Annotated in this window: 18 protein-coding genes and 2 pseudogenes; 11 read left to right on the forward strand and 9 right to left on the reverse strand. The window is 68.4% G+C overall.

What is annotated here, in order from left to right:
• The 3 genes from ABGB21_RS32795 to ABGB21_RS32805 all read right to left on the reverse strand — a co-directional run.
• Positions 1-1,189, reverse strand: a 1,189-nt coding sequence (locus ABGB21_RS32795; RefSeq protein ID WP_347657822.1) for an endo-1,4-beta-xylanase, incomplete at its 3' end; no start/stop codon positions are given.
• A 685-nt stretch (positions 1,190-1,874) separates the two neighbouring features.
• A complete protein-coding gene (locus tag ABGB21_RS32800) occupies positions 1,875-3,221 on the reverse strand; it encodes a hypothetical protein (protein ID WP_347657823.1) in 1,347 nt (448 codons plus the stop codon).
• 116 nt (positions 3,222-3,337) lie between these two features.
• On the reverse strand, positions 3,338-3,892 hold the full coding sequence (locus ABGB21_RS32805; RefSeq protein WP_347657824.1) for a TetR/AcrR family transcriptional regulator: 555 nt from the start codon (positions 3,890-3,892) through the stop codon (positions 3,338-3,340).
• A gap of 276 nt (positions 3,893-4,168) precedes the next feature.
• On the opposite strand from ABGB21_RS32805, the gene ABGB21_RS32810 reads away from it, so the two are divergent.
• Positions 4,169-4,822 carry a CatB-related O-acetyltransferase gene (locus tag ABGB21_RS32810; RefSeq protein WP_347681164.1) on the forward strand — a complete coding sequence of 218 codons (654 nt, stop codon included), beginning with the start codon at positions 4,169-4,171 and terminating at the stop codon, positions 4,820-4,822.
• Between the two features lie 188 nt (positions 4,823-5,010).
• Here the strand turns inward: ABGB21_RS32810 and ABGB21_RS32815 are convergent, their stop codons facing one another.
• Entirely contained in the window at positions 5,011-5,790 is a 780-nt protein-coding gene (locus ABGB21_RS32815) for a DeoR/GlpR family DNA-binding transcription regulator (protein ID WP_347657825.1), read from the reverse strand.
• A gap of 137 nt (positions 5,791-5,927) precedes the next feature.
• Between ABGB21_RS32815 and ABGB21_RS32820 the strand changes: the two genes are divergently transcribed.
• The 7 genes from ABGB21_RS32820 to ABGB21_RS32850 all read left to right on the forward strand — a co-directional run bounded on the left by ABGB21_RS32820 (position 5,928) and on the right by ABGB21_RS32850 (position 11,013).
• On the forward strand, positions 5,928-6,908 hold the full coding sequence (locus tag ABGB21_RS32820; protein ID WP_347657826.1) for a sugar ABC transporter permease: 981 nt from the start codon (positions 5,928-5,930) through the stop codon (positions 6,906-6,908).
• Complete coding sequence (locus tag ABGB21_RS32825) at positions 6,908-7,783, forward strand: carbohydrate ABC transporter permease (protein WP_347681124.1); 876 nt, start codon at positions 6,908-6,910, stop codon at positions 7,781-7,783. The genes ABGB21_RS32820 and ABGB21_RS32825 overlap by 1 nt, the downstream gene beginning before the upstream one ends.
• 43 nt (positions 7,784-7,826) lie before the next feature.
• Positions 7,827-9,167, forward strand: coding sequence for an ABC transporter substrate-binding protein (locus ABGB21_RS32830; protein ID WP_347657828.1), 1,341 nt, complete (start codon positions 7,827-7,829; stop codon positions 9,165-9,167).
• A gap of 109 nt (positions 9,168-9,276) precedes the next feature.
• Positions 9,277-9,969, forward strand: coding sequence for a glycerophosphodiester phosphodiesterase family protein (locus ABGB21_RS32835; RefSeq protein WP_347657829.1), 693 nt, complete (start codon positions 9,277-9,279; stop codon positions 9,967-9,969).
• 123 nt (positions 9,970-10,092) lie between these two features.
• Positions 10,093-10,347, forward strand: a complete 255-nt coding sequence (locus ABGB21_RS32840) for a hypothetical protein (RefSeq protein WP_347657830.1) — start codon at positions 10,093-10,095, stop codon at positions 10,345-10,347.
• Positions 10,314-10,601: an HAD family hydrolase gene (locus ABGB21_RS32845; RefSeq protein WP_347657831.1), complete on the forward strand. Its 288-nt coding sequence runs from the start codon at positions 10,314-10,316 to the stop codon at positions 10,599-10,601. The genes ABGB21_RS32840 and ABGB21_RS32845 overlap by 34 nt, the downstream gene beginning before the upstream one ends.
• A gap of 136 nt (positions 10,602-10,737) precedes the next feature.
• Positions 10,738-11,013 (forward strand): hypothetical protein, encoded by a 276-nt coding sequence (locus tag ABGB21_RS32850; protein ID WP_347681126.1) that lies wholly within the window; start codon positions 10,738-10,740, stop codon positions 11,011-11,013.
• Between the two features lie 267 nt (positions 11,014-11,280).
• On the opposite strand, the gene ABGB21_RS32855 is transcribed toward ABGB21_RS32850, so the two are convergent.
• Positions 11,281-14,373, reverse strand: a complete 3,093-nt coding sequence (locus ABGB21_RS32855) for an ABC transporter ATP-binding protein (RefSeq protein ID WP_347681128.1) — start codon at positions 14,371-14,373, stop codon at positions 11,281-11,283.
• 137 nt (positions 14,374-14,510) lie between these two features.
• The gene (locus ABGB21_RS32860) at positions 14,511-15,395 is read right to left on the reverse strand and encodes an alpha/beta fold hydrolase (protein ID WP_347657834.1); all 885 of its coding nucleotides are present in this window, start codon (positions 15,393-15,395) and stop codon (positions 14,511-14,513) included.
• A 348-nt stretch (positions 15,396-15,743) separates the two neighbouring features.
• Between ABGB21_RS32860 and ABGB21_RS32865 the strand changes: the two genes are divergently transcribed.
• The gene (locus ABGB21_RS32865; RefSeq protein WP_347681130.1) at positions 15,744-16,247 is read left to right on the forward strand and encodes a hypothetical protein; all 504 of its coding nucleotides are present in this window, start codon (positions 15,744-15,746) and stop codon (positions 16,245-16,247) included.
• A gap of 7 nt (positions 16,248-16,254) precedes the next feature.
• A pseudogene (locus ABGB21_RS32870) lies at positions 16,255-16,695 on the forward strand (AAA family ATPase); the annotation flags it as partial.
• A gap of 216 nt (positions 16,696-16,911) precedes the next feature.
• Here the strand turns inward: ABGB21_RS32870 and ABGB21_RS32875 are convergent.
• The 3 genes and pseudogenes from ABGB21_RS32875 to ABGB21_RS32885 form a co-directional block, all read right to left on the reverse strand.
• A pseudogene (locus ABGB21_RS32875) lies at positions 16,912-18,330 on the reverse strand (S8 family serine peptidase); the annotation flags it as partial.
• Between the two features lie 14 nt (positions 18,331-18,344).
• Positions 18,345-18,506 (reverse strand): hypothetical protein, encoded by a 162-nt coding sequence (locus ABGB21_RS32880; RefSeq protein ID WP_347657837.1) that lies wholly within the window; start codon positions 18,504-18,506, stop codon positions 18,345-18,347.
• A gap of 81 nt (positions 18,507-18,587) precedes the next feature.
• Positions 18,588-20,858 carry a LuxR C-terminal-related transcriptional regulator gene (locus ABGB21_RS32885; protein WP_347681132.1) on the reverse strand — a complete coding sequence of 757 codons (2,271 nt, stop codon included), beginning with the start codon at positions 20,856-20,858 and terminating at the stop codon, positions 18,588-18,590.
• Here ABGB21_RS32885 and ABGB21_RS32890 point away from each other — a divergent pair.
• Complete coding sequence (locus ABGB21_RS32890) at positions 20,811-25,574, forward strand: malectin domain-containing carbohydrate-binding protein (RefSeq protein ID WP_347681134.1); 4,764 nt, start codon at positions 20,811-20,813, stop codon at positions 25,572-25,574. The two genes, ABGB21_RS32885 and ABGB21_RS32890, sit on opposite strands and share 48 nt — an antisense overlap.
• Positions 25,575-25,589 lie beyond the last annotated feature (15 nt).

Raw genomic sequence — 25,589 nt, forward strand, 5'->3', positions numbered from 1 at the left:
GCTGCACCCGGGTGCCATTCGTACGAGAAGCGTTCGGCACGTCGACACACCGACCCGACTGCACCCCGACGATCTCACTGGCAGAACCGGGCGGACCCGTCGGTGGCACGGTAGGCGAAGCGGTGGGGGTGGTGGGCGTGGGAGTGGGCCCGGGGCCGGCGCTGTTCAGTGCCTCCAGGGTGGCGGTGTAGGCGGCCTTCTTGGTGCCGTTGCAGTCGAACAGCAGCGGGGTGCCGCTGGAACGCCACGAGTCACAGTCGCGTACGCCCCAGACCGTGATGCCATTGCAACGGGCGACGGCGAGGCAGTCGTTCACCACGTTGCGGTAGGTGTTCGCCTGGGTGGTGCCGGAACCCTCGATGTCCAGCTCGGTGATCTGCACGTCCACCCCGAGGGCGGCAAAACTCGACAGCGTGGTGCGGTAGTTGCTGTTGTACGGCGAGCCGCTGTTGAAGTGCGACTGGAAACCGACGCAGTCGATCGGCACCCCGCGCTGCTTGAAGTCGCGCACCATGTTGTAGACGGCCTGGGTCTTGGCCCAGGTCCAGTTGTCGGTGTTGTAGTCGTTGTAGCAGAGCTTCGCGTCCGGGTCCGCCGCATCCGCGGCCCGGAACGCCGCCTCGATCCAGTCGTTACCCGTACGCTGCAGGTTGGAATTCCGACGCGCACCGCTGTTGCCGTCCTCGAACGCCTCGTTCACCACATCCCAGGCGACCACCTTGCCCCGGTAGTAACTCGCCACCCGGTTGATGTGATTCAGGATCGCCGAACGCAGCGCGCTGCCCTCCATGCCCTGCATCCAGCCCGGCTGCTGCGCGTGCCAGGCCAGGGTGTGCCCACGCACCTGCCAACCCCGGCTCAACGCGTGGTTGACGATCCGGTCGGCGTTACCGAAGGTGAAGTTGTTCTGCTGCGGCTCGGTCGCGTCGATCTTCATCTCGTTCTCGGCGGTGACGCTGTTGAACTCACGGTTCAAGATCGTCGTGTACGCACTGTCACCGAGCTTTCCGCCCGCGACGGCGGCACCGAAGTACCGACCGGACTGGGCAGCAGCCGCACCGAGCGTGGACTCGGCGGCCTGCGCGAGATTGGGCAGCAACGACACGACGAGGGCCGCGACGATCGCGAAGGCTCCGGAAACGGTTAGCGTTCGAAGTCGATGCCCGGAGGGACGGGTCCGGGAGATCATGCTTCCTCCAAGGTTGGCGGGGATGGTTTCTGGCCCAGTTCGGACGACGGAAGTCGCCCGGGCGGTGATGGCCGGGACGTCTGGTGCCCACGGCCCGCCCGCCGGCACGACTCCACGTCCGGCGTCTGCTCGGATGTGGGTCGCCCGGGTTGTGCGCTCAGGCGTTGGAGCTTGGGGGCGTGGTCCGGCCCGTCCGGTGGTGGTGGCTACGGGCGGTGGACTCTCGGGGGGACGACGCGGGCACCTCCCAGGGGTCGGGGATGGGGCGGTGTTAGCGTTCACATTCATCGACGACTATCAGATTTTCAGAAAGTCGTGGGTTTATCAAGCGATAGTTTCGGCCGACCGGCGGTAGTTTCGGTGCGCCCGCCGACAAGCGAGAGCTCAGTGGCCCGGTGCGTACGCCGTCACCGCCGGCCTGAACTGGCCCGCCGCCGGAGTCGACCGGTCCATGCTGCCCGAATCCGGCCAGGAGAGCAGGTCAAGACGCCGTTCAAGCGCCCGCTGGCGGCAACCAACCCGTCTCCGACAACCGCGCCCACCACCGATCGTCCGTGCGGGATGAAAACAGCGAAGGGCCTGAGCCGCAGCGCTGCGGCTCAGGCCCTGGCTGATCTTGCGCGCTCGAAGGGACTCGAGCCCTTTGTCCGTCAGCGTGTTGGCCGGCGGACACCCTTGGTCAGCGTCAGCACGTCAGACGGAACGGCCTGGGGTACGGATCAGGCCGGTAGCTGAGGTAGGCATGGGTGGCCGTGGGGTCCAGGGCCGCCGCGAGGCGGTTCAACGCGACGGGGGCGGTGTCGGGCCACTGCCCCGTGCCGACCCTGTGGTCGAGGGCGCGAAGCGCCGCCAGCATCTCGCCAGTGGTGAAGGTGCAGTGTCCGGCTCGACGCACGTACGCCTGGCGCAGCAGCGGCGAGCGACCGGCATCGCTGACCGCCTCGGCGTAGGCCTGCTCGGCCTGCACGGGAACGAGCGGGTCGCCGGTGGTGTGGATGCTGATCATCGGCACGGTGATCCGGCCGGTGAAGGAGATGTTCCGGCTCATGTAGGCGACCGCCGCAGGGTCGGCGGTGATGCGCGGCGCGACGGCCAGCGCGGCAAGATCATCGCGCAGCGACAGTCCCGACCGCGCGTACAACTCCTCGACCTCCTGCCGGACGGCCGAGTGAGCCAACAGGCGGGCGTAGTCAACGCCGGTGTTCCAGGACATGTTGCCGCCGGCGTGCTCTTCGGCGTCCTGCCGCCAGGTGAGTGTCATGGTGATGACCTGGTGGAGTATCTCGAACTGGTTGCGCTGAGCGGTGTCGTGGTCGTCCGCGTCCGGCTCCGGCCGCGCCGGGTCGGTCCACCCCGGGGTGTTGCGCAGCGCCGCAGCCAGCGCGATGCGCGCGCGGCCCTGCGGGGTCGCCTGTGCCGCGTCGAGGGCGGCGATCAGTTCGGCGGTCGAGGCGAGGGCCGTGGCCTGGTCAGGCAGGCGTACCAACGGCGTGGTCGAGCCCGGCGCCAGCAGCGTACGGAGGGCGAAGATCGTGTCGAGGCCGTTGTTGTAGTTGGCCACGGCGCCCTGTTCGAGTCCGCACATGGCCACGGCACCGTCGAACCGGCCACCGAACCGTTCGGCGAGCCCGGTCGTGATCATGCCGCCCATGGACGTGCCCCAGGCGATCGTTCGCCGGGCCCGCCCGAACTGCGCCTGGAACGTGTCCAACGTGGCGAGCTGGTCGTGCACCGCCCGCTCCGCGACCCAGCCGGTCTCCGGGTACGAGGATCCGATCTGCGCGTACCCGGCCGTCAGCAACGCGGTGCGGACGTTGTCGCTGGGCGCGTTGCGAGCGGGGTTCGGTGAGTTGTCCGGCACGTAGCCGTGGCTGTAGAGCAGTACCGTGCCGTTCCAGTTCGCCGGCACGTCCATCACGTAGGTCGAGCCGTCCGGGAGGGCGCCCTCCACGTGAGAGCCCGCGTCTGCGCCCGCGAGCGCGGCCTCCGGTTGCACGGCGGGGGCGACCAGGGCGACGAGCAGCGCTGCCATGCCCCTGGCAGCCCTGCGACGGTTTGTCGGCCGGTTACGGGTATGGCGGAAGACGTCACAGGTCATCGGCACTCCATTCTGCGGATCTTCTCGGCCACACGGTGAAGCCGACCTGGTCAACGTTTCTGATCCGGTGGTTCGGCGAAGGCTCCGGCGGCTGCGGCGAGGGCCGCGGTTCTGGCCGCGTGGTCGGGCAGGTGCGGGTCGGGTGGCGTGCGGAGGAGCACGAGTTGGTGGTACAGCGGTGCCGTGGCGGCGATGAGCAGTCGCCGGCCGTCGGTGTGCGGCGGAAGCTCGCCGCGCCGGACAGCCCGGCTGACCACGACCTCGCAGCGGGCGTACCGGTCCTCCCAGAGCCGCTGTTGGGCGCTGGCGGCCTTCTCGGAGCGGAACGAGGCGGCGATCAGGGCTGCCATGACCGGCGGCTGCGCGGTCATTCCCGCCAGGATCTCTCGGTTCAGCGCGGCGAGGTCGCCCTCCAGCGAGCCGGTGTCCGGTGGCTGCCAGTCGTCCTCGCCCGCCGCGTCGAGGACGTCGGCGAGCAGGCCGCCGACGTCCTCCCAGCGCCGGTAGACCGTGGCGCGGTGCACGCCGGCGCGGGCGGCGACGGCGTCCATGGTGAGCCCGTCATAACCGCGCTCGCCGAGCTCCACGCGGACCGCGTCGAGCACCTGTCCACGAATGCGGGCGGTGCGGCCTCCGGGTCGACGGCGCGTCGGCGGCGGTTGGGCGGACTGCGGTCCCGGGGCCGCGGGAGTCATCGCTGGTGGTCCATCTGTCATCGCTGGTGTCCGTCTGCTCCGGGGATCGACGCCGTGGCAACGACTTAATGTACCATCTGTCGCACTAGTGGCTGATCAACGCTCATCCGAAGCGTTCGCCCGGACCCCGAGAGGACCCGATCCGTGACGCCGCCCGTTCCCGCCGAACCGACCGTGCTGCACCCCATGCCCGAGCAGCCGCGGGTGGTGCTGCTCAAGCCGTTGGTCACCTCGCCGCTGATCGAGGTCGGGGAGTTCTCGTACTACGACGACCCGGACGATCCGACAACCTTCGAGACCCGCAACGTGCTGTACCACTACGGGCCGGACAAGCTGATCATCGGGAAGTTCTGCGCGCTCGGCGAGGGCGTGCGCTTCATCATGAACGGCGCCAACCACCGCATGGACGGCCCGTCGACCTTCCCCTTCCCGATCATGGGTGGTTCCTGGACCGAGCACTTCGACCTCATCACCGGACTGCCCGGGCGGGGTGACACGGTGGTCGGCCACGACGTCTGGTTCGGCTACCGGGCGATGGTGATGCCCGGAGTACGCATCGGCAACGGCGCCATCATCGCCTCCGGCTCGGTCGTCGTGGACGACGTACCCGACTACGGCATCGTCGGCGGCAACCCCGCCCGACTCATCCGCCGCCGCCACGGCGACGCCGACATCGACCGCCTCCTCGCCCTGGCCTGGTGGGACTGGCCGCTCCAGCGCATCACCGAGCACATCCGGACGATCATGTCCGGCAGCATCGACGACCTGGAGAAGGCGGTGGCCGGGCAGGCGGTACCCGCACGTCAGGACGCGCCGACAGGCGAGGCGACCGCCCGCTGACCCGGCTCCCCAGCGGCGATCCATCCACCTCCAACACCGCCGTTCGACCCAGTCGCGCCGCGTCTCGTGGTTGACGCCAACCCAACCGCGCGTCACGGCTCGTGCGTCCGGAGTCGAGTACCAGCGCAACGCTCCGGGGCCCGCGTGCCGACCTGACCGCCAAGGCTTCGGCGGGTACGGCCGGAGTGTCAGACGCGCAGCACCCGGGGGCCAGCCGCGCTGTAGCGCCGCGCGGACGCCTGGGACATCTGCTTGCCGGTGATGACCCAGGTCAGCTGCGCCACGTCGGCGAACTTCGCGAAACTGGTCACCCCGAACCGGGTGTGCTCGCACACCAGCGCGGACTGGCGGGCCGCCTGCATCCCCGCCGTCTTGGCCTGCGCCACGGACGGGTCCGGAGTCGTCAGCCCACGCTCGATCGACACCCCGTTGGTGCCCATGAACGCCAGGTCGACGTTCAGCTCGCCGAGCATCGCCGTCGCCCACCGATCGACGGTGCCCATGGTCGCCGGCCGCAGCCGGCCGCCGACGATGATCACATCATGATCGGTCTGACGACCTAGCTCGGCAGCAACGGTCAATGATCGGGTCACCACCGTCATCCGGGGCAGCCGGCGCATCGGCCCGACCAGGTCCTCCGGCAGCGCCCCCTCGTCGAGGAACACCGTGCCGACGTCGGCCATCAGGGCGACCGCGGCTTCGGCAATCGCCAGCCGCTCCTCGGTCCGGGCCTTGTGCCGGTACTCCACCGGGGTCTCGTAGCCGCCGATGTCGGTGGGGTAGAAAACGCCGTACGACCGGACGATCAGCCGCTGCGCCTCGAGCGCACGCAGATCCCGACGCAGCGTCGCCGGAGCGATCGCGAACAGGTCGGCGATCTCGGAGACGACCGCACGGCCCTCGTTCCGGACGTAACTGAGGATCCGCTGCTGACGATCGAAGGCGCGGCCCTGAAACGAGCTAGGCATGCTGGCTTGCACCCTTGCACAGAAGGTTGAAACGTTCGCGCAATGATCACAGATTGGCGATCTTCTGACCAGAGTCGAGCACATGATCGTCAGTAGAGTCTGCGGCGGTTCGACGTCGATGCGGAGGGTGGTAGCTCGTGAGCAGCGGAGCAACCGATCTCAGTCCGAGATCAGCTGTGTCGGTCAGCGCCCACCGGCCGACCAGTACCGGCGAAACGACCGCCAAGCGTCACCCCGGCGCGGTGCGCCGACGCCGGCGCGGGTACCTGCTGTTCGCCGCGTTCTCGCTGCCCAACCTGGCGCTGATCGCCGTATTCTCCTACTGGCCGATCGTCGAGAACATCTATCTGAGTCTCACCACCTGGGACTTCATCTCGCCCAAAGCCGAGTTCGTCGGCCTGCTCAACTACACCGGCCTGTTCAGCAGCTGGGCCTTCCCCACGGTCCTCTTACGGACACTGGTCTGGGTGGTCGCCGTCGTTGTCGTGACCATGGTGCTCGGCCTGGCGCTGGCCCTGTTGTTCTCGCTGCGTCTCCGGGGCACCACCGCGGTGCAGACGCTCGCCTTCTCCCCCCACGTGCTGTCCGGAGCGGCGATCGCGACCATCTGGCTACTGATCTTCGATCCCAATCATGGCCTCAGCCGGATGGTGTTCAACGCGTTCGGAGCGGACTCCCCCACGTGGACGACCGACGCCGACTGGGCGCTGTGGGCCTTGATCGTCGTGTCGATCTGGAAGGGGCTCGGCTTCGTCGCGATCGTCTACCTGGTGGGCATCCAGCAGATTCCGGCGGAGTTGCTGGAGGCCGCCCGGATCGACGGCGCCGGCCACTGGGCACTGTTCCGGAAGATATTCTTCCCGCTGCTCTCCCCGACCACCTTCTTCCTGGTGATCACCCAGACGATCTCGGCCTTCCAGGCCTTCGACGTGATCGCCCTGATGACCGGCGGTGGGCCCGCCGGTGCCACCACCACGCTGGGCTGGTTCATCTACGACCAGGCGTTCAGCCGCAACAACGTCGGCGTCTCGAGCGCGGCCTCCATGATCATGTTCGTGGTGCTGATGGCGATCACCGTACTGCAGTTCCGATTCGTCGAGCGGAGGGTGCACTACTGATGACGGTCATGCCAACCGCAGTGACAACCGAGACCACTCCGCAGAACCCGTCCGGTCCCCGGCGTACGCGCTGGTGGGGCCTGGTCGGCCTGGTGGCCGCGGCCCTGGTCTTCCTGATCCCGCTCTACCTCTTCGTCAGCACGGCTTTCAAGACCAGCGCCGACATCAACATCTGGCCGATGCGGCTGATCCCGCGATCGCTGACCCTGGACAACTTCGTCAACGCCTGGAACCTGGCCCCGTTCGACCAGTTCCTGATCAACTCGGTGGTGGTGACCGTGATCGGGACGACGCTCAAGGTGCTGCTGGCGATCTTCACCGCGTACGCCTTCGCCTACCTGCCGTTCCCGGGAAAGCGCTGGCTGTTCCTCTTCATGCTCGGCGCGCTGATGGTGCCCGGCCACGTGACCCTGCTGGTGAACTACATCACCGTCGGCCAACTGAACCTGGTGAACACCTATGCCGGCCTGATCCTGCCGGGCGTGGCATCGGCATTCGGCACCTTCCTGCTCCGCCAGTACTTCCTTTCGATCCCCAAGGAGGTGCTGGAGGCGGCGGAACTGGACGGCGCCGGGCATCTGCGCACGATCGTCTCGTTCATCGTGCCGATGGCCCGACCGGCGATCATCACGGTCGGACTGATCGCCCTGATCGATGAGTGGAACGGCTTCGTCTGGCCACTGATCGTGACCAACTCGGTCAACATGCGAACGCTGCCGATCGGGTTGCTCTACCTCAAGGAGAACGAAGGCATCAACGACTGGGGCGCCCTGATGGCCGGGACCCTGTTCGTCGTCCTGCCGATGGCGATCGTCCTCCTGTTGGCCCAGCGCTACATCGTTGCCGGTCTGGCCGGCAGCGCGGTCCGCCGATGACTGTCGCCTGCCTGAGAACCGGTTCGATCAGAAAGGGACCAGTGTGACCGGGACCAGTTTCAGCCGCCGCCAACTCCTGACCGGTGCCACCGCGCTCGCCGCCGGCTTGGGGCTGACCGGCTGCGTCGGCCGCCGGGACGGCGATTACGCCCAGGTCAGTGGGCACGTGCCGGCGCAGTTCGCCCGCCGCGACCGAGTGGTGCTGTGGAGTGCGTTCACCTCCCACAACGCCAAGGTCCTACAGTCGGTCGTCGACGGGTTCAACAGTTCGCAGAATGACATCTTCTGCGAGATCCAACTGTTCCCCGGATACGTCGCACTCGACTCGAAGTTGGCCGTCAGCCTTACCACGGAGCAGATTCCCGACGTGGTCATCCTCGGCGACGTGTCCTGGAACCGCTACTTCCTGGCCGAGGCGCTGGAACCGCTGACCGGCTACTTCGACGCCGACTTCGGCACGGACGCGTTCCACCCGAGGTTCCTGGCCGAGGGCACCATCCGGGGCGAGGTCTACTGGCTGCCCTGGGCTCGCTCAACGCCGCTCTTCTATTACAACAAGGAAATCTTCGCCGCCGCGGGACTGCCCGACCGCGGCCCGCGGACGTACAGCGAACTACGGGAGTGGGGTCGCCAGCTCAAAGGTTTCACATATCGCGGCTCACCGGTCAAGATGCGCGGCTACACCGGCGCGGACGACTGGTACTTCCAGGCCTCGTCCTGGGCCTTCGGCGGCAGCTACTCCGACGACGGCATGGTGTCGCAACTGATCTCCGAGCAGACCATCGCTGCCCTGGAATTCGATCGGGCGTTCATCCACGACGACCAGATGGCCTACCTGGCCAGCAACCTCAACGGCGACTTCGTGGCCGGCGTGACCGCGTCCATCTGCAACTCCACCGGATCGCTCACCTCGCTGCTCAACACGGCCAAGTTCGAACTCGGTGCCGCGTTCCTGCCCGAGCAGGACGCGCCCGGCGTGCCGACCGGAGGCAGTGGCCTGGCGGTCATGCGCAACGCGACCAAGACGCGCAAACAGGCAACCTGGGAACTGATCAAATACCTCACCGAAGAGGGCGCGCCCGCCTGGAGCCTCGAGACCGGCTATCTCCCGGTGACCACCAGCACCCTCAACTCGCCGAAGATCCGGGACCGCAACACCCGGACTCCCGCCTACCAGATCGCCCAGGACCAACTGGGCCGCGCCCGCACGCCGGACGTGATGCGCCGGTACGTGAACGAGACGATCGCCGAGATGCTGCTCGCGCTGCAGAAGGTGTACGCCTCCGACACCAACCCCCGCGACGTGTTACGTGGGGTCGCCCGAGAGCTCAACCCGGCCGTCAAGCGCGTGCTGCCGAAGTATCGGCGCCTGGTGCTGCCCTGACCCCAGACCTCTCGTGCCGCCGGCCGGCGGCACGAGGATCCCAGCGACAAGCAGAAGTTGTATCGAGAGGAAGATCGTGACATTTGCCGTTGTCGGACACCGCGGCGCAATGGCCGAAGCCCCCGAGAACACTGTCGCGTCCTACCGGGTGGCGGAAGAGATCGGCGTCGAGGAGGTGGAGACCGACGTACGGATCAGTTCCGATGGGCAACTCTTCATGCTGCACGACGCGACCCTGGACCGGGTCGCCGTTGAGCCGGCCGGCAAGGACCTGGGCCCGGTCGCGGAACTGACCTGGTCGAAGATCGGCTCGATCGATGTCGGCGACGGTGAGCGGGTGCCCACGCTGGAGCAGATGTATCAGGCGACAACGCGGGTGATCCAGTTGGAAATCAAGGATCTCGCCGCCATCGACGGTCTGGTCGACTTCTTCCCCGATCACGCCGACTACGCGGAGCGAACGATCCTGACCAGCTTCTCGGTCGAGGCGATGGCGACCGTGGCCGAGAAGCTGCCGGGAATCCGGCGCGGCATCATCGTGTCCAACTGGACCGACGCCGAGGCATACCCCGGCGGCTACCACAAGCTGATCAAGGAAACCGGGTCCTGCCGGATACACAGCGGCTGGGAAGGGCTGACCGCCGAGATCGTCCAGCAGCTGCACGACGAGGGCTTCCCGGTACACGGCTGGCCCACCCGCAACAAGGAGGATCTGCGGCGCGGGCTCGCACTCGGCGTGGACGGGACGACCAGCGACAATCCCCGTACACTGCGACGTTGGCTTGCCGACACCCTCCGGTGACGGCGGAGATGGCCGCCCCGGATGTCGGCCCACTGGACCTCCTTCCACCGGAACAGTGCGGCGCCTGCGCCCCGACCTCCGGGCGCGACTCCGACGGACCGCAGGGGTGTGGAAAGAGGTCCATTGGAAGCGGTGCTGTTCGACATGGACGACACCCCGTTCGACAGTGAACCCCTCCGGGACGTCAGTCTCGACGACCTGGCCAAGATGTCCGGCGGCACGCTGTCGACCGAGACACGTCGCCGGGTCGTCGGCGGAAGTCTGCGAGACATCGTCCGGACCGTCCACGACGACCTGGGCGTCGAGGCCGACGTCGAGGAGTCGGTCGCCAACTCGATCCCGGGATGTTCGACACCGTGGTCTGCGGCAACGGGGTGACCAACCCGAAGCCCCATCCGGAGGCGTACCTGACGGCGACCGATCGGCTGGGCGTCGATCCGCGCGCCTGTGTGGCGTTGGAGGACCCCTCCCGGGGCATCGCGGCGGCGCTGGCCGCGGGCTGCCTGGTCGTGGCCGTACCCGAGGCGAGCCGGGCGCTGGCCGACGCCGACGGTCACGCTGCCGTGGTGGTGCCGCTGGAAACCGTCACTGTCGACCGGCTGACCTCGCTGCCGGCCGGCCCGGTGGGCTGAACGGACGGAACGCGGCCCGGCCGGCGCGGCATGTCAACCAGCATCCACATCCACGTAGCCGGGCCAACCGGCCGGTGGCGCTCCGGGCGTTCCGGCCCGTACCCGGAGTTCCCGCTCAACGCCTGCGGAGGTGCCGGTGCTGGACATCAGCTGGGACAGCCTCGCCCTGGCAGCTCTTTTCGCCACCTTCACCGGCTTCAACGACGCTGGCGCCCTCGTCGGGATCGGCCTGCGGATCCGCGGGTTCCGACCGTTCACCGGCCTGGTCCTGCTCGCCGCCGCGGTCGGCGCCGACCCGGTGGTCCTCGGCACGGCAGTGGCCGCGACCCTCGGCCAGCGCCGGGTCGCGCCTTCCACGGTGCCGACGCCCGGGCCGCCGTCGCCGCGGGAGTGGGTGGCGCGATCCTGGTGACCGCCACACTGTCCGCGCGTGGCCTGCCGACCAGCCTGACGGTGACGGCGCTCTCCGGCATCAGGATCGGGGTCGGACACTACGACCGGCATGTCCACCAGCAGCGCCCGTTCGTCCGCCAACGGCACAACCGCCGGATTTGCAGGCTCCCGTCCGCCATCCGACGGTCAGCCGCATTTGATCATGCGGCTACCGTCCGCCAGGTAACGGCCGCTGCGATGGTCTCGACAACCGGCTCCGCAGCCGAACGCGCCAGGAGCTCAGATCTTACTGTCCGCGCAGTATCTCAGGGATAGCGGCCAGAAGAGACAGATAGACGCTCGACTCGTTCTCACTCCGTTCGAGAGTGCCGGACACGCACCGACGCAGGCGATCGGCGAGGTCTTCGCGACCGAGCTGGCACACCGCGTACGCCAGCGGAAAGACAACTTCCAGCTCGGGTTGATCGGCTCCCTCGGCATAGATCAGTTCCGCCTCTGCCACCGCGGCGAGGCTGGCATCGGAGCTCGTGGCGGCATCAAGAAGGTGAACTCCCCGACCGTGCATGGTTGGGCTTTCGTCGGACTCGACGACTGCTCGAGCCAGCACTTCAATCATGCCCCGCCGCTCGGCCGGCGTGATGTCGAGTGGCGTCGACAGGAGGAGAAGGAGCCCTGACCGCACTCCTTGCGGCAGTGCTGACTGCGTGCTCGCCCACTCGAACGTCGCGAGAAGAATCTCGGTCGCTTCCCGCCTCATCTCGGACGGCCAGCAGAGCAGCGGCAGGAGGCCACCCCATGCCCCTTCGTTCACCTCAGTTCGCTTCCGTAACCACTCGAACGCGACCGGCGCGATAAGCCGCGCGTCCTCGACGAGGTGGATTGAACGCCGCAACGTCCCGAAGAGCGCGGACCATACGCTCTCATTGGCCTCCGGACGGCTCAGCAGCCACGCGAAGGTGCCGTGGACGACAGTGCGCTTGAGGTCGGTGAGTTCGGGCGAACGTCCGAGGATCCCCAGCAACGTGGTCCAGATACTCTCGTTGCTTTCCGGACGGTCGCGGAGCCAGTCGAACGTCTGCTCGACGACGGCCGGCTTGAGGTCGGCGAGCTCGGGCGAACGTCCGAGGATCCCCAGCAATGCGGTCCACGTACCCTGACTGCTCTCCGGACGGCCCCGGAGCCAGTCGAACGTCTGCTCGACGACGGCCGGCTTGAGGTCGGCGAGCTCGGGCGAGCGCTCGAGGATCCCCAGCAGCGCGGTCCAAATACCCTGATTGCTTTCCGGACGGCCCCGGAGCCAGGCGAACGTCAGCTCGACGATCGTTCGTCCGTCTTGCACCAGTCCGGGGACGTCCGTGAGTAACGAGAGAAGCTCAACCGACACGCCGCCGATGACATCCGGTCGTGCCCGGAGCAGCTCCTGTATCTGAGACACCATCACGGTGGCAGCGCTCAGGTCCCCCGCCTTCGCGCCTTCCACCGCGCACCGGACGATCCGTCTGGCGAGATTGAGGTCGGTGTCCGTCGACACGTGCATCCACTCGAAGAGAACATCGAAGAGCCGCTGCCGCTGGGCCGCGTCGACAATTTTCGTACTGTCGAGCAGATCCACCAGCGCACCGACCGCGCGATCGTCGGGCGTGCGGCCGACGCCTGGCTCATCGAGGAGCCCTTCCGCCAACCAGTCGTAGATGTCCTCGAGGACGGCGTCGACCTCGCGCGGCGGAATCGTACGGATCAGCCAGGCGACCTGATGGGCATCTACTCGCCAGCCCAGCGAGCCCTTCAGCGCGACGATGAGCCGCTCGATGATCAATTCTCGGACGGCCCCGCCCAGCCGTTCGGCAATCTCCACGGCCTCTCGCGGACCGGCCGAGAAGTCGGCGTGCTTGAGCGTCCACGGGATGCTGACCTTCAAGAGAAAGTCCCGCTCCTGCGGATGCGACGTTGCCGACGACAGGTGCAACAACTGCCACGCGGCGAGCCAGCTCTGGTCGTTCTGTGCTCTCAGGCAGGTCCGCAGAATGGGAAGAAATCGAAGACGGGCGCCGCGGGAGGGTCGTAGGTGGCTGACAAGTGAGGCGACCGCTCGCGTCTCCAGGGTGCCGGACTGCACTGCCGCGCGCCATCGTGCCGCGAAGCGCTGTGTGAGCCCGCGCTCACGACTGCTCGGTGAGGCGTGCATGGCCAGGAGCAACTCGGCCAGCTGCGGAACCGCCTGCGGCACCTGCACCGAGATGTCGGTGATCCGCTTTTCGATGTCGAGGTTCCGCAGAGGGAAATGTTTCCATGCTTCCCGTGACACGCGGGCGTGTGTCGTGCCGATCAGGCGCATGCCGACCGCGTCTGACTCCGACGCACCACGGATCGAGAAGATCTGCCACCCTTCGCGGGTAACCAGATCCTGCAGCTCCTGGGTCAGGTACGCGGGGGGAGTTTCCGTGAGGGCATCGATCAACAAGGCCCTGAGCAGGGGCTCGGGGCACAGCACGTAGTTCCGGTGGAAGTAGCACGCCAGCGCGAAGGCGATGACCTGCCATGGCAGTTCGCGGTGGTCGGTGACGGGGCTCAGCGGAACTCCGCCGTTCAGCGTCGTCCAGATTCGCTGGATGATGGCGGCGAACGACTCGCCTGCGGCTGCCTCCATCGCTATGACCAGGAGATCGTCATCCGACGACAACCCCGACGGCGCTCGTCCGTACAAGGTCGCGAGACTTTGCCGCTCGGCGCTGGAGGGCTTGACGAGGGAGATCGTCTGCCCCACCGTACGACGGTCGAACAGCCAGTGTGCGTAGCGTTGGAAGAGAAAATCGGGGCTGGCCCCCAGGACCGCGATTCCGCGGTGCTGCGGGCGGCTCAACGCGTGCAGCAGTTCGACCCAACCCGAGTTCGCGAAGAAGGGGTCGTCGAGCAGCACAATCACAGGCATCCCACCGTCGGCGAGCTTGTCCAGTGCCGCGATGTAGCGCTTGGTGTCACGTGACGCGACGGCCGTCGTGTTGACACCGAAGTCGGCGACGACGCACTCGCCCAGTTGCACCAGCATCGCGGCGACCCGCCGCACCAGCGTGCTCTTGCCTGCCCCAGGTGCTCCCAACACGAACACGGCGTGCAGAAGCGAGTCGGTGCCGCGCAGGCACGGTTCCAGCAACTCCTCCCGTACGGTTGCAAGCACCTGCTCCGTTTGCTCCCGCTCGATGAACCGAAGTTCGGGATCCGAGCCGCGAACGACATCGGCCCAGTCCGGCGAGCGCGCGACGTAGACCCGCTTGGGCACGTCGGACTGTCTCTTCAGGTATTCGCGATCGACAACCAGGAAGGGAGCGGCGTCGTCACCGTCAACCAGCTCATTGACAACGACCACCTTGTCGATTTTCACGTCATGGCCGGCGACGAACGTGCCGTCAAGCCGAACGTCGCCACGCTGGGTGGCGACACCTTCGACGGTCAGACCGGGGTTCGAGGTTTCAACCGGTCGATTGCCGCCCTCGGGACCGAACGACTCTCGATGCGGGTTCAGGACGATCGCTCCTGCTCGTCGTCCGCGTGGCGGTCGAACCTGATGTCATGACCGGCGACATACGTACCGCTCACGGTGATGTCGCCGTTCGATGTCATCAACCCCTCAACGATGCCCGGTCCCCTACTGTCCTGCGGCACCGCCCGGCCGGACGATGGGCTTGCCGTACGCCACGACGAGTGGTCGGCCAGGAGGTGATACCGCACGACGTCGGCGGTGGTATTTCCCGGAGCCGACGGGTCGAGAATGGATGCGTGATTCCCTGCCAGCGTCGACGCGCCCGGGAAAGCGGACTGCGCCGACGCCGCGACCACGATCCGGTCGCTGTCGCCCGCATAGACATGGAATGGGATCCGGCACCGGTGATCGTCGGTGCGGTCGGTGTTGACAATGTCCCGCAACACTGTCCGCTGCGTGTCCGCAACCCGTCTGTTGAGCATCTCCAGGTCGCCAGCCTGCGGATGGCGGCGGTATCCGAACGCGTGCCGCAACGTACGGACGTAGTCCGACCCGTTGTTCGGACACGCGAGCATGATCACCGAGACGATTCTGGACAGTTCGCGACCTCGCCCCTGCTGCAGCATCCAGGCGAGAAACCGCTGTACGATCAGACCACCTTGGCTGTGGGTGACGAACGCTGTCGCCGGGGCGTCCGCGAGTGCTGCCGTGAAGGTGGAGGCAAGCGTCTGGGCGATGTCGTCGTAGTCCGGAATGCGCTGCGGCGAGAGTGGCAGTCTCGGCATCTTCGGCGACCGGTACTCGAACGGGTGAATCCTGAGACTGCGGAGACGTTCGTCGGCAGACCAGACAGCCACCAGTCTTTCCCAGGTCCGCGGTGAGGAGACGAACCCGTGGACTGTCACGAGCGTCAGATCGGTCATCTGCCCTCCACAGGGTCGAGCGCACCAACCGCGCGTACCGCATGGTCCAAGCGTCGTGCCTGATCACTCGATAGGTCATCCCTCGGGGCAGTTGGCTGCGCCGCAGGATGCGGCTTCAAAGTGTAAGGTATTCGCGACGCGCTGTGCCTCGGGCGGGTTCGGAGGTTGGCGGACGCGCCGCTCGGTCCGGGTTTCCAGGCACCACGTTGTTTCCAGGCACCACGTTGCTGATCCTCACGACGGGCCGATGCCGATCGGACCACAGTAGTCTCCGGACCCCAAGAACTGAACGTCTCAGGCGACATCCGCTCGTCGACCGCTCTCTCATCGGCTGCCCACGCTGGTCGTGTGGCTCTCATCTGGCCTGCGCGGCCCGGGCGCCGCCAAGGGCGGGGAGCGGCTCACGAGGGGTTTGCGCTGCTCGAAGTGACGTCGCCCTCCCGGCTCGACGGACCAGGCGGATCGAGCACCGGAGCCGGCGGCGGCCGCTTCGACACCGGCCGGGACGACTACGCGGCGATGAAGGAGTACGCAAAGCGGTGGCCGCATCGGATCCGGGCGCTCGAGGGCTGTCAGGGAATCAGCCGGCACATCGCCAACCGGTTGCTCGCCGATGGCGAGCAGGTCGTGGACGTGCACCGGAGTTGTCCGCCCGGGGCGGGGATGTTCGCCACCGGGCAGGGCCGCAAGACCGACGCCACCGACGCAAACTCCATCGCGCTGGTCGAGAGTCGCGGCGATGGTACTTGTGCCCGAGCACCGAAAAGCGAGATCATCACGCATGCTCGACCCCTCGCCCGAGGACGATGGAACTGCACCAACGGTTTCTACACCGCGTTTCGTGGGCCGTGATCGAGAGATGGCGGCGCTTCGCGGCGCCCTGGCCCGGCCACCGGCGATCGTACTGGTGGAGGGCGAGGCGGGGATCGGGAAGAGCCGGCTGCTGCGAGAGTGGTTGGCCGCGCCGGACCAGCGTACGGCGCTGGTCTCGGTGTGCCCGCCGCTTCGCGAGTCGCTGACGTTGGGGCCGATCGTCGACGCGTTCCGTGGGATCGACCGCCCGGTGTCGCGACTGCGGCTCACCGAGCTCGCGGGTGCGTTACGACCCCTGTTCCCGGAATGGTCCTCGGACCTGCCGCCCGCACTACAGCCCCTGGACGATGCGAAGGCGGCACGGCATCGCCTGTTCCGCGCCCTGGACGAGCTGCTGCGGGCGCTGCGTGTCGACGTTCTCGTGCTCGAGGACGCTCACTGGGCAGACGAGGTGACCTTGGAGTTCCTGCTGTTCGTCACCTCCCGACAGCAGTCGGACGGGCCAAGCCTCGTGGTCTCCTACCGGCCGGAGGAGGTGGACGACGTCCTCGTCAGTGCCGATCGACCGGCTGAACGGTCCGCTGATTGTCACCTCGGCGGCGGGGACCGGGGCGCCGTCGGCGGTGACGACACCGGTCAGGGTGCCGCCCTGCCGGGGCGCGAGCTCGAGCAGGCGGACGAGGTCGAGCCGGCCCTCGCCGTACTTGTTGTTGAACGCGGCGGTGCCGCCGCACTCGGTGTCGTCGACGTCGACGGCCGACTCGGCGAGCAGGCGACGGGTCTGGTCGACCTGCCCGATGAGGGTCGGGTCGTAGCTCCACAGCGCTGCGACGGCACCGGCGACGTGGGGCGCCGCCATCGAGGTGCCGCCCATCTCGACGTAGCTGTTGCCCGGGTAGGACGACAGGACGGCGTCACCCGGAGCGGAGATCTCCGGCTTGATTCGGCCGCCTTCACCCTCGCCCTTGCGGGAGAACAACGCGAGCGTGCCGTCCGACGAGTAGGCGCCCACGGAGTAGGCGCTCTCGGCGGAGCCGGGCGATGACACGGTGTCGCAGGCCGCGTACGGCGTGGTGTTGCCCGATGACCAGACGCTGAAGATGCCCGCGGCGGTCCAGGCCTCGTCGATGGCCCGGAAGAAGTCGTCGAAGGCGTGCTCGGCGGTCTGACCCCACGAGTTGTTGATGACGTGGGGACGCTTCGACGGGTCCGGGTTGTCGCCGTGGACGTCGGTCGGGGCGAGCAGCCACCAGCCGGACCGGAGCAGCGACTCGACGCCGGTGCTGTCGCAGCAGCCGTTCGTGGCGATCCACTGCGCGTCCGGGGCGACGCCGACGTGGTTGGTGCCGTCGGCGCCGACCATGGTGCCCATGGTGTGCGTGCCGTGTCCGTTGTCGTCGCACGGCGCGTCCGTGCACGTGCCCCGGGTGGCCATCCAGTTGTAGTTGTGGTCGACGGTGCCGTCGGGCTGCACGCCGCGGTACTGGTTGGTCAGGGCCGGGTGGTCGAACTGGACGCCCGAGTCGAGGTTGGACACGGTGATGCCCGCACCGGTGGCGCCCATGGCCCAGGCCTGGGGTGCGTGGATGGCCTCCAGACCCCACGTGACGGTGTCTGCCTCGGCTGCCTTCGGGGCGGCGGGACGGGCAGCCTGGTCAGCGGGGCTTTTCTCGACCACGGGCTCGACCAGTGCGACCTGCGGCGTCGCGTGGATCTCGGCGACCTGCACCTTCGAGGCCACGTCGAGGGCAAGCTTCTCGGTGCCCCCCCTGACGAGCACGGCGTTGGCGATCGGGTACGAGGTGTATGTGACGCCTGCCTGGTCGAGGTCGGTGGAGACGGATGTCAGGGACGTTTTCGCCGCCGCGGTCAGCGCGTCGTAGACGAACTGACCACGAGCGGCCCAGTCGGTGATCTTCTTCGCCGGCTCGAGGTCGGCCTCGGTGTCGAACCTGATCCAGAAGTCGGATGCCGGAGATGTGCGGAAGCGGTCCTTCAGGTTCGACGCGATCTTGTTGGTGGCGGCGCCGGGATCCGGGTCGGCGGCGGAGGCCGCTGGCGCCTGGATCAGGCTCAGGCCGACGGCTGCGGCAAGCGTTGCCGCGAGGGCTTTGAGTCTCATGTGGGTCCTTTGGCCTACAGGGGCTGGTAGGGGTCGTGGTTCTCGTGGTCGTCGGCGCCGTCGGCGCGGTCGACGTCGCGCGTGTCGGGGGAGTTGACGCGCGGCTCGCGGGACGGTTCGGGTGGTGGCTGGTGCACGTCGGTGGCGTCGTCACGCGCGGCAGGTCGCTCAGGCATGCATCGCCCCAGGGCTGTGGATCATGAAGCCATGCTCGACGGGGGTGAATGATCTTCGCTATCCAGCGGATACGTCAATTTTCACGACGCGTCGTCGAGAGAGTCCTCTTCTGCGAACACTCCGGCCTCCACCGCCTTGACCGCGAGCGCGGTCCGAGAGGTCACCTTCAACTTGCGCATCGCCGCACGCAGCTGCTGATCCACCGTGGCCGGCGACTTGGCCAGGATCCGGCTGATCTCCCGGTTCGTCTTGCCGGCGACAACCAGCTGGACCACGTCGAGCTCGCGAGGTGAGAGCTGGTCACCGTACCCCCGTCGGCCGCCGCGCCACAGGCGCGGGACCTCGGCGCCGTGCTCGCGAAGCCGCTGCGCGACCCGGTCCGCATCGCCGCGGGCGCCGAGCCTGAACAGGTGCTCGTACTGTGCGGCCAGCAGCTCCCGGCCCGGTTCGAGCTCGCCGTGCGCGATGAGCGCCTCGGCTTGCCGCTCCCGGGCGAGCATGGCGTCGTAGGGGCGCGGCATCACGCTCCAGGCGCGCGCCGCCCGATCGTGCACCGTCGCCGCGCGGGCGTGGTCTCCGGCCGCGGCGAGCAGCAGGGCGCGGCATACGGTGAGCGCGGCGCGGGGCGCCGGTGCTGTGCGGCCACGTAGTCCTCTGGCGAACTGGTCGGCCAGGCGGGTCGCGGCCTTCAGGTCGCCCGCGGCGAGGTGCGCCTCGATCCGGGCGGGAACGAGGTCCGTCGCCCAGATCCAGATGCCCTTTCTCCGGACGGTGTCCATCGGCTCGTCCGTGATCTGCAGCGCCCGACCGCTGTTTCCGTCCGTCAGCCACAGTCTGGCCAGCGCGGCGGCGGCCTCCATCGTGTCGTCGGCTGCGCCGAGACGGGCAGACTCCTCGAGGACCAGCCGGAACTGCTCCTCCGCGGCGCGCCGCCGTCCGGCCGCGGCTGCCAGCCGGGCCGCGAGGCGAATGCTGCCGAGGTAGTGCGCCGGCCGGTCTCGGTCGGCATCGGCGAGTGCCGCACTTCGGTCCGGGAGATCCTCCCACCGGCCCGTCAGCCACGCCAGGTTGGCCTGTTCGAGTCGGACGTTGTGCTGCAACCGGGACGCCTGCTCGGTCTCGGCAAGGCGCATGGCCACGGCGAGGTGTTCGTCCGCGTCGGCGTACCGACCCCAGATCAGCGCGCCGGTCCCGACATTCGCGTGGATGCGGGCCACGTCGAGGCGCTCCGCCGAGGTTGCGCCGTCGACGGGTAGGCCGGCAACGACGTCCCAGGCCTCCTCCTCGCCGAGCATGAGCAACGCGGCGGCGCGGTTGCCGGCCAGGTTCAGCCGCTGCGCGGGGGAATCGACCTCGGCGGCGAGCTCGGCGGCGCGATCCAGCCAGCGCCGATGGGTCGCCGCCGGCCACGGCCCCGCATAGGCCCATCCGAGGTAGGTCATCGCCCGAGCCGCCTCGACCGGGTCATGGTCAAGGTTGGCCACCGCCCGCTCCAGCTCGCTGAGTGCGGCCTGCGCCTCACCCCCGGTGATCAGGAGTCGCCCCAGTGGGTTGCGGATCTCGGCCTGCTGGCGGGCGGAGAGACCGGGGGTCTCCAGCACCGAGCGCAACGTACGGATCACGCGGTGGTGGACCTCGTCGACCGGTTCACGCCGGCCCAGCGCGGCCACTCCGGCGATGCGCGCGACCCGTGCCCGGTCCACCGGCGGCAGCACGGCCCACGACAACAGATCGACCAGCACGTCGACCGCCTTGGTGTGGTCACCCGAGGCCATGGCCAACTCGGCACCCTGCTCGGCGTACCGCGCCCAGGACTGCCGCTCGCCCGCCTCACGGAAGTGGTGGGCGAGGCGCGCCACAGGCGGCGGGTGGATGTCCTCCAAGGCCCGGCCGGCCAGCAGGTGAAATTGTCTGCGGTCGGTCAACGGGATCGCCTCGTAGACAGCCGTGGCGGCCAGCACGTGCCGGAATCGCCACCGGCCGCGGTCGTCTCCGTCCAGGACGCCGGCGTCGGCTGCCTCCGCGACAGCGCCTCGACACGCAGCCGGTGACAGGCCGGCGGTTTTCGCGATCGTGGCCACCGACGACCGCTCAGCCAGCGTGGCCGCGGCTCGCAACACCTGCTGCGCCGTCGGCGACAGACGGCCCACCCGCTCCCGGGTGGAGTCGCGCACCGTCGGCGGCACCTGTAGCTCGCGCAACTTCAGCCGGACCCACTGCCCGTCGCGGAAGACGAGGTCGGCACGGTCGCACATGAGGCGAACCGACTCCTCCAGGGCCAGCGGAACGCCGCCGGTCCGCTCGTGCATGAACGTCGCGAACTCCTGCGATACCGGGTTGCCGTCCAGCATCGAGGAGACCAGCGCTGCCGTGTCGTCGGGTCGCATCGGCGCCAGGGCGATCCTCAGCTGGGTCACGCCAGCAGGCAACCGGGACGTCAGCCGCAGCAACAGCGATCCGTCCGGTTCACGACGAACCTCCCGGTCGGCGACTACCAGCTCAGCACCAAGGTCTTCGGCTACCTGACCGCGACCGCCAACGTCACGATCACTCTCGGCCAGGACACCTCGGTCAGGCTGCCGCTCACCGCCGCCGCCAGGCATGACATCAGCGGCAGGGTCGTCGACGACAAGTTGCAGCCCGTCCCGAACGCCGACGTCACCGTCGCGGACACGCCGCTGAAGCCGGTACGCACCGACGCCAACGGCGCGTTCACGATCAGCGGTGTCCCCGAGGGCGGGTACAAGCTGACCGTCAAGCCCAACGCCTGCTTCTCGCCCACGACAATCCCGCTGACTGTCGGCACGCAGAACGAGTCGCTCGAGATCCCGGTCGGGCTCGTCGTCGACGAGGGCGGCTACAGCTGCGTCGTCTCCGAAGGCGAGTACCTGCGCGGCACCGACCCGGTCGGGTTCACCAGCGGCGTGTGGGCGACGGTGAAGCTGCCGTTCCCGGTGGCGCTGTACAACGGCAGCCACGACACCCTCGGCATCGGCAAGCGCGGCGTGATCTCCCCGGACACCACCACCGGGCCCGGGACCGGCGGTGCGGGCATCTTCCCGTTCTACGTCCAGTCCCCCGTCGAGTTCGCCCCCGGCGGTGGTGTCTTCACGGCAGCCACCAAGGTCAACGGTGAGGACGCGTTTGTCGTCGAGTACCGCAACGCCAAGATCTGGGCCTACCCGATCCGGTCGGAGTACACGGAGCCGGTCAACTTCTCGGCCACGCTCACCCGCTCCGGCACCGTGATCTTCGGCTACGGCGACGGCGTCGGGACCGACGACCCGGTGACCGCCGGCGGCCACGCCGTCACCGGCATCCAGGGCTGGGCCGGCGTCGACGGCATCCGGTTCTCCGACAGCGCCCCGGTGCTGCGCGACGGGATGACCGTCACCTACGACATGCCCGACTTCGGGTACCTCGACGCGACCGTCGTCGACCAGAACGACGGGCTGCCGGTGGCCGGGGCCAAGGTCTCGTTCTCGAACAAGTTTGGGCTCGTCGAGACCGTCACGACCAACGGGACGGGCGTCGTGCACCGCCAGCTTCCGGTCGGCGACTACACCATGACCGTCGACGCGCCGAACTACGCGACTTCGGCATATCCCTTCTCCCTCGACAAGCTCTACGCGAACGCAACGATCGACGTGCGCCTGACCACGGGTGTCGCCGGTCTGAAGGCCGACGGCCTCGAGGCGCTGTTGGGCACCGACCAGAACGGTGCGGGTTCGCTGACGCTCACCAACACCGGTTCCGCCCCGCTGACGTACAACCTGGGTGAGGCCGCGCGCCACCCCGAGCTCGACGCCTCCGGCGCCACCGCGCGCACCGGCACGGGTGCGGCCAGCACGATCGACCTCACCGCGTGGAAGGCCGGTGCGAGCGGCACGAAGCCGTCGAACGTCGACGGCAAGGCGACGACGACGAGCGCCGCGGAGACACAGGCGGCCGCCAAGGTCGGCCCGACCGCCGGCGGAGACGTCATCACCCGGATCGCCATCCCGGGCACGATCGCGGAGAAGGAGCCGTCCGGCGTCGGGTACGACGGCGACGTCTGGGTCCACGACTACAACGCGCGGACCAACACCGCCTACACGGTGGCGGGCAAGCCGACCGGGAAGGTCTTCGACGCGGCGTGGAACCCCGCCTACCGGGCGTTCGACATGGCGCTCGACACCAAGACCGGTGACATGTGCCAGCTGGAGGACAGCCCGGCCAGCTACATCCACTGCTTCGACCGCGAAACCGGAAAGGAGACCCGGCAGATCAAGGGTGACTGGTCCACGCTGCCGCTGACCGGCCTCGCCTACAACCCGACGGAGGACGTGTTCTACGTCGGCGGCCGGGCGAACGGCATGATCGGCACCGTCGCCGGGACGTCGCACGACAACGCGGGCGCACTGCTGTCCTTCTGCGCCCCGCCGCTGCCCGAGGTGATTGGCCTGGCCTACAACCAGGCGTCCGACACCATCTGGTACACCGACCTCACCTCGAACCGGCCCACCCGCCTGCTGCAGGTCGACCCCGACGACTGCTCGCTGGTGAACGCGTGGTGGTTCCCGGGCCAGAAGGTGGGCCAGGGCGGCGGCCTCGAGACCGACTCGACCGGGGCCCTGTGGGCGGTGGACCAGATCGCCGACGACGTCGTGCTGGTCGACGTCGAGGACGACCAGGTCACCGACCTGCCATGGCTGTCGCTCTCCTCGACCGGCGGCACCCTCGCCCCGGGTCAGTCGACGACCGTCAAGGTCTCGATCTCCTCGAAGGGCACCAAGCCCGGCGTCCTCGGTGCGAACATCGTGGTCAGGTCCGACTCCGGACGTCAGTCCAAGACCTACGTCCCGGTGACGCTCACGACCACGAAGTACCAGGTCGGCGTCAACGCCGGCGGCTCGACGTTCACCGACGGCTCCGGCTACACCTGGTCCGGCGACCAGGCCGCCGGCAAGGCGGCGTGGGGCTACGAGGGGAAGACGAAGGTGGCCGCCACGAAGGCCGGGATCAACGGCACGACGGACGACGCCCTGTTCCAGTCGCAGCGCAGCACGGCGGACAAGCAGCTGTTCTACCGATTCCCCGACGCGCCCAAGGGCACCTACACGATCGATTTCGGGTTCGCCGAGATCGAGAAAACGGCCAAGGGCAGGCGGGTGTTCGACGTCCTCGTGGACGGAACGCTGGCGGAGTACGCGTACGACCCGGCTGCGGCCGTGGGGCCGAACACCGCCGACTGGCGCACCGCCGTCGTGAAGCACGAGGGCGGTCCGCTCACCGTGGAGCTGCGAGGATCGAAGGGCCTGAAGGCCCCGACCATCGCCGCGCTGCGGGTGACGCTCGACCCGCGCGCAGACACAGCAGAGCCGGAGCCCCAGCCCGAACAGCCGGAGCCGGGCCCCGTGCCGGTGGCCCCCGCCGGTCGCTCGTACTCGATGAAGGTGACCGACGGGCTCTACCGCCAGGGCACGGAGGAGTCCGGGTGGCACGGCGACGACCTCTGCGGCGTGCAGTGGTTCGACTCCAGCTTCCTGTTCCCGTTCTACGACACGGCCTGGGACGGCGTGTGCGTGACGACAAACGGCACGCTGACCTTCGACCGCGCCAGCACGCTGGGGAACAACACGGCACTGCCGTCGCCGTACCCGATCGACGCGATCTATCCGCTCTGGGACGACCTCGTCGTGGACGACCAGGCGGGCATCTACCTCGGCACGACCGAGGTGGACGGGCTGGCGGCGCAGGTCATCGAGTGGCGCAACGTCGCCTTCTACAACGACCGGACGGCTCGGGTGAGCTTCTCGGTCACCCTGATCGCGGACGGACGGATCCAGATCGGGTACGGCGACGGCGTCGGCGGCGACAACCCGCTCACCCGTGGGTCGTCGGCGACAGTCGGCGTGGAGAGCCTGACCCGCAACCCCGCGAGCCAGTACTCCGTCAACCAGCCCGTCCTGAAGGCCGGCCTGGGGCTGGAGTACACCCTCCCGGCCGCGGGCACGATCGAGGGCACGGCCACCGACGCCAACGACGGCAAGCCGATCGAGGGCGCGATCGTCACGCTCAAGGGGCCGGGCGGTGAGCGGGTCATCACGGCCGACGCGAAGGGCCGGTGGAAGGCCCAGGCGCTGGTCGGCGAGAACACCGTGGAGGTTTCGGCGCCGAACTACGTCACCGCCAGCCACCCGGTGACCATCGCCAGGAAGGATCAGGCCGAGGTCGTCGACACGGCGTTGACCACGGGCATCGCCACCGTCACCGGAGGTGAGCTCGACTGGCTCCTCGACAGGAACCAGAAGTCGATGGCCGACGTGACCGTGACCAACACCGGCTCCGCCCCGCTCGAGGTGCGGATCAGCGAGCAGAAACGCACCAGCGGCGGCGGGCACGAGGCCGCCGACCTTCCGTGGCTGACCCTCACGGGCGCGGCCGCGACCGGCACGGTCACGCTGGCGGCCGGCGAGTCCACCACGGTCACGGCGACGGCCGACAACGCCGACGTCGAGCCCGGCGTACTCGTCGGGGACCTGCTCGTGGCGACGAACGCCGGCAAGGGCGAAGCCCAGCTCAAGCCGGTCCGCCTGGCGACCTCGGCCTACTGGCGGGGCGTGGACGTGGGCGGGTCCGGGTACGTCGGTGCCGACGGCTTCGTCTGGTCGCCCGACCAGGAGCTCGGCAAGCGGCCGTGGGGCTACGTCGGCGGCAGGGCGCGTACCACCAGGTCCGACATCGCCGGCACCGAGGACGACGTGCTGTTCCGCACCCAGCGGACCGGCGAGACGTTCAGCTACGTGTTCAAGAACGCCCCCGCCGGGACGTACCGGATCGGCCTCGACTTCGCGGAAATCGAGAAGATCAAGGTCGGCAAGCGTGCCTTCGACGTGCTTGCCAACGGCAAGGTCGTGCTCTACGACCACGACGTGCAGGCGAAGGTGGGTGCGCTGACCGCGGACCTGAACACGGCCATCGTCGAGCACCCGGGTGGCGACCTGAAGATCGAGCTCACCCGTGAGAAGGGCGAGGGCGACCCGATCCTCAGCGCCCTGAAGGTCCAGCAGGACCCGCGCCTCTGAGCTGACCAACCGATT

Source organism: Plantactinospora sp. B24E8, assembly GCF_039871735.1.
In the GTDB taxonomy this organism is placed as follows: domain Bacteria; phylum Actinomycetota; class Actinomycetes; order Mycobacteriales; family Micromonosporaceae; genus Plantactinospora.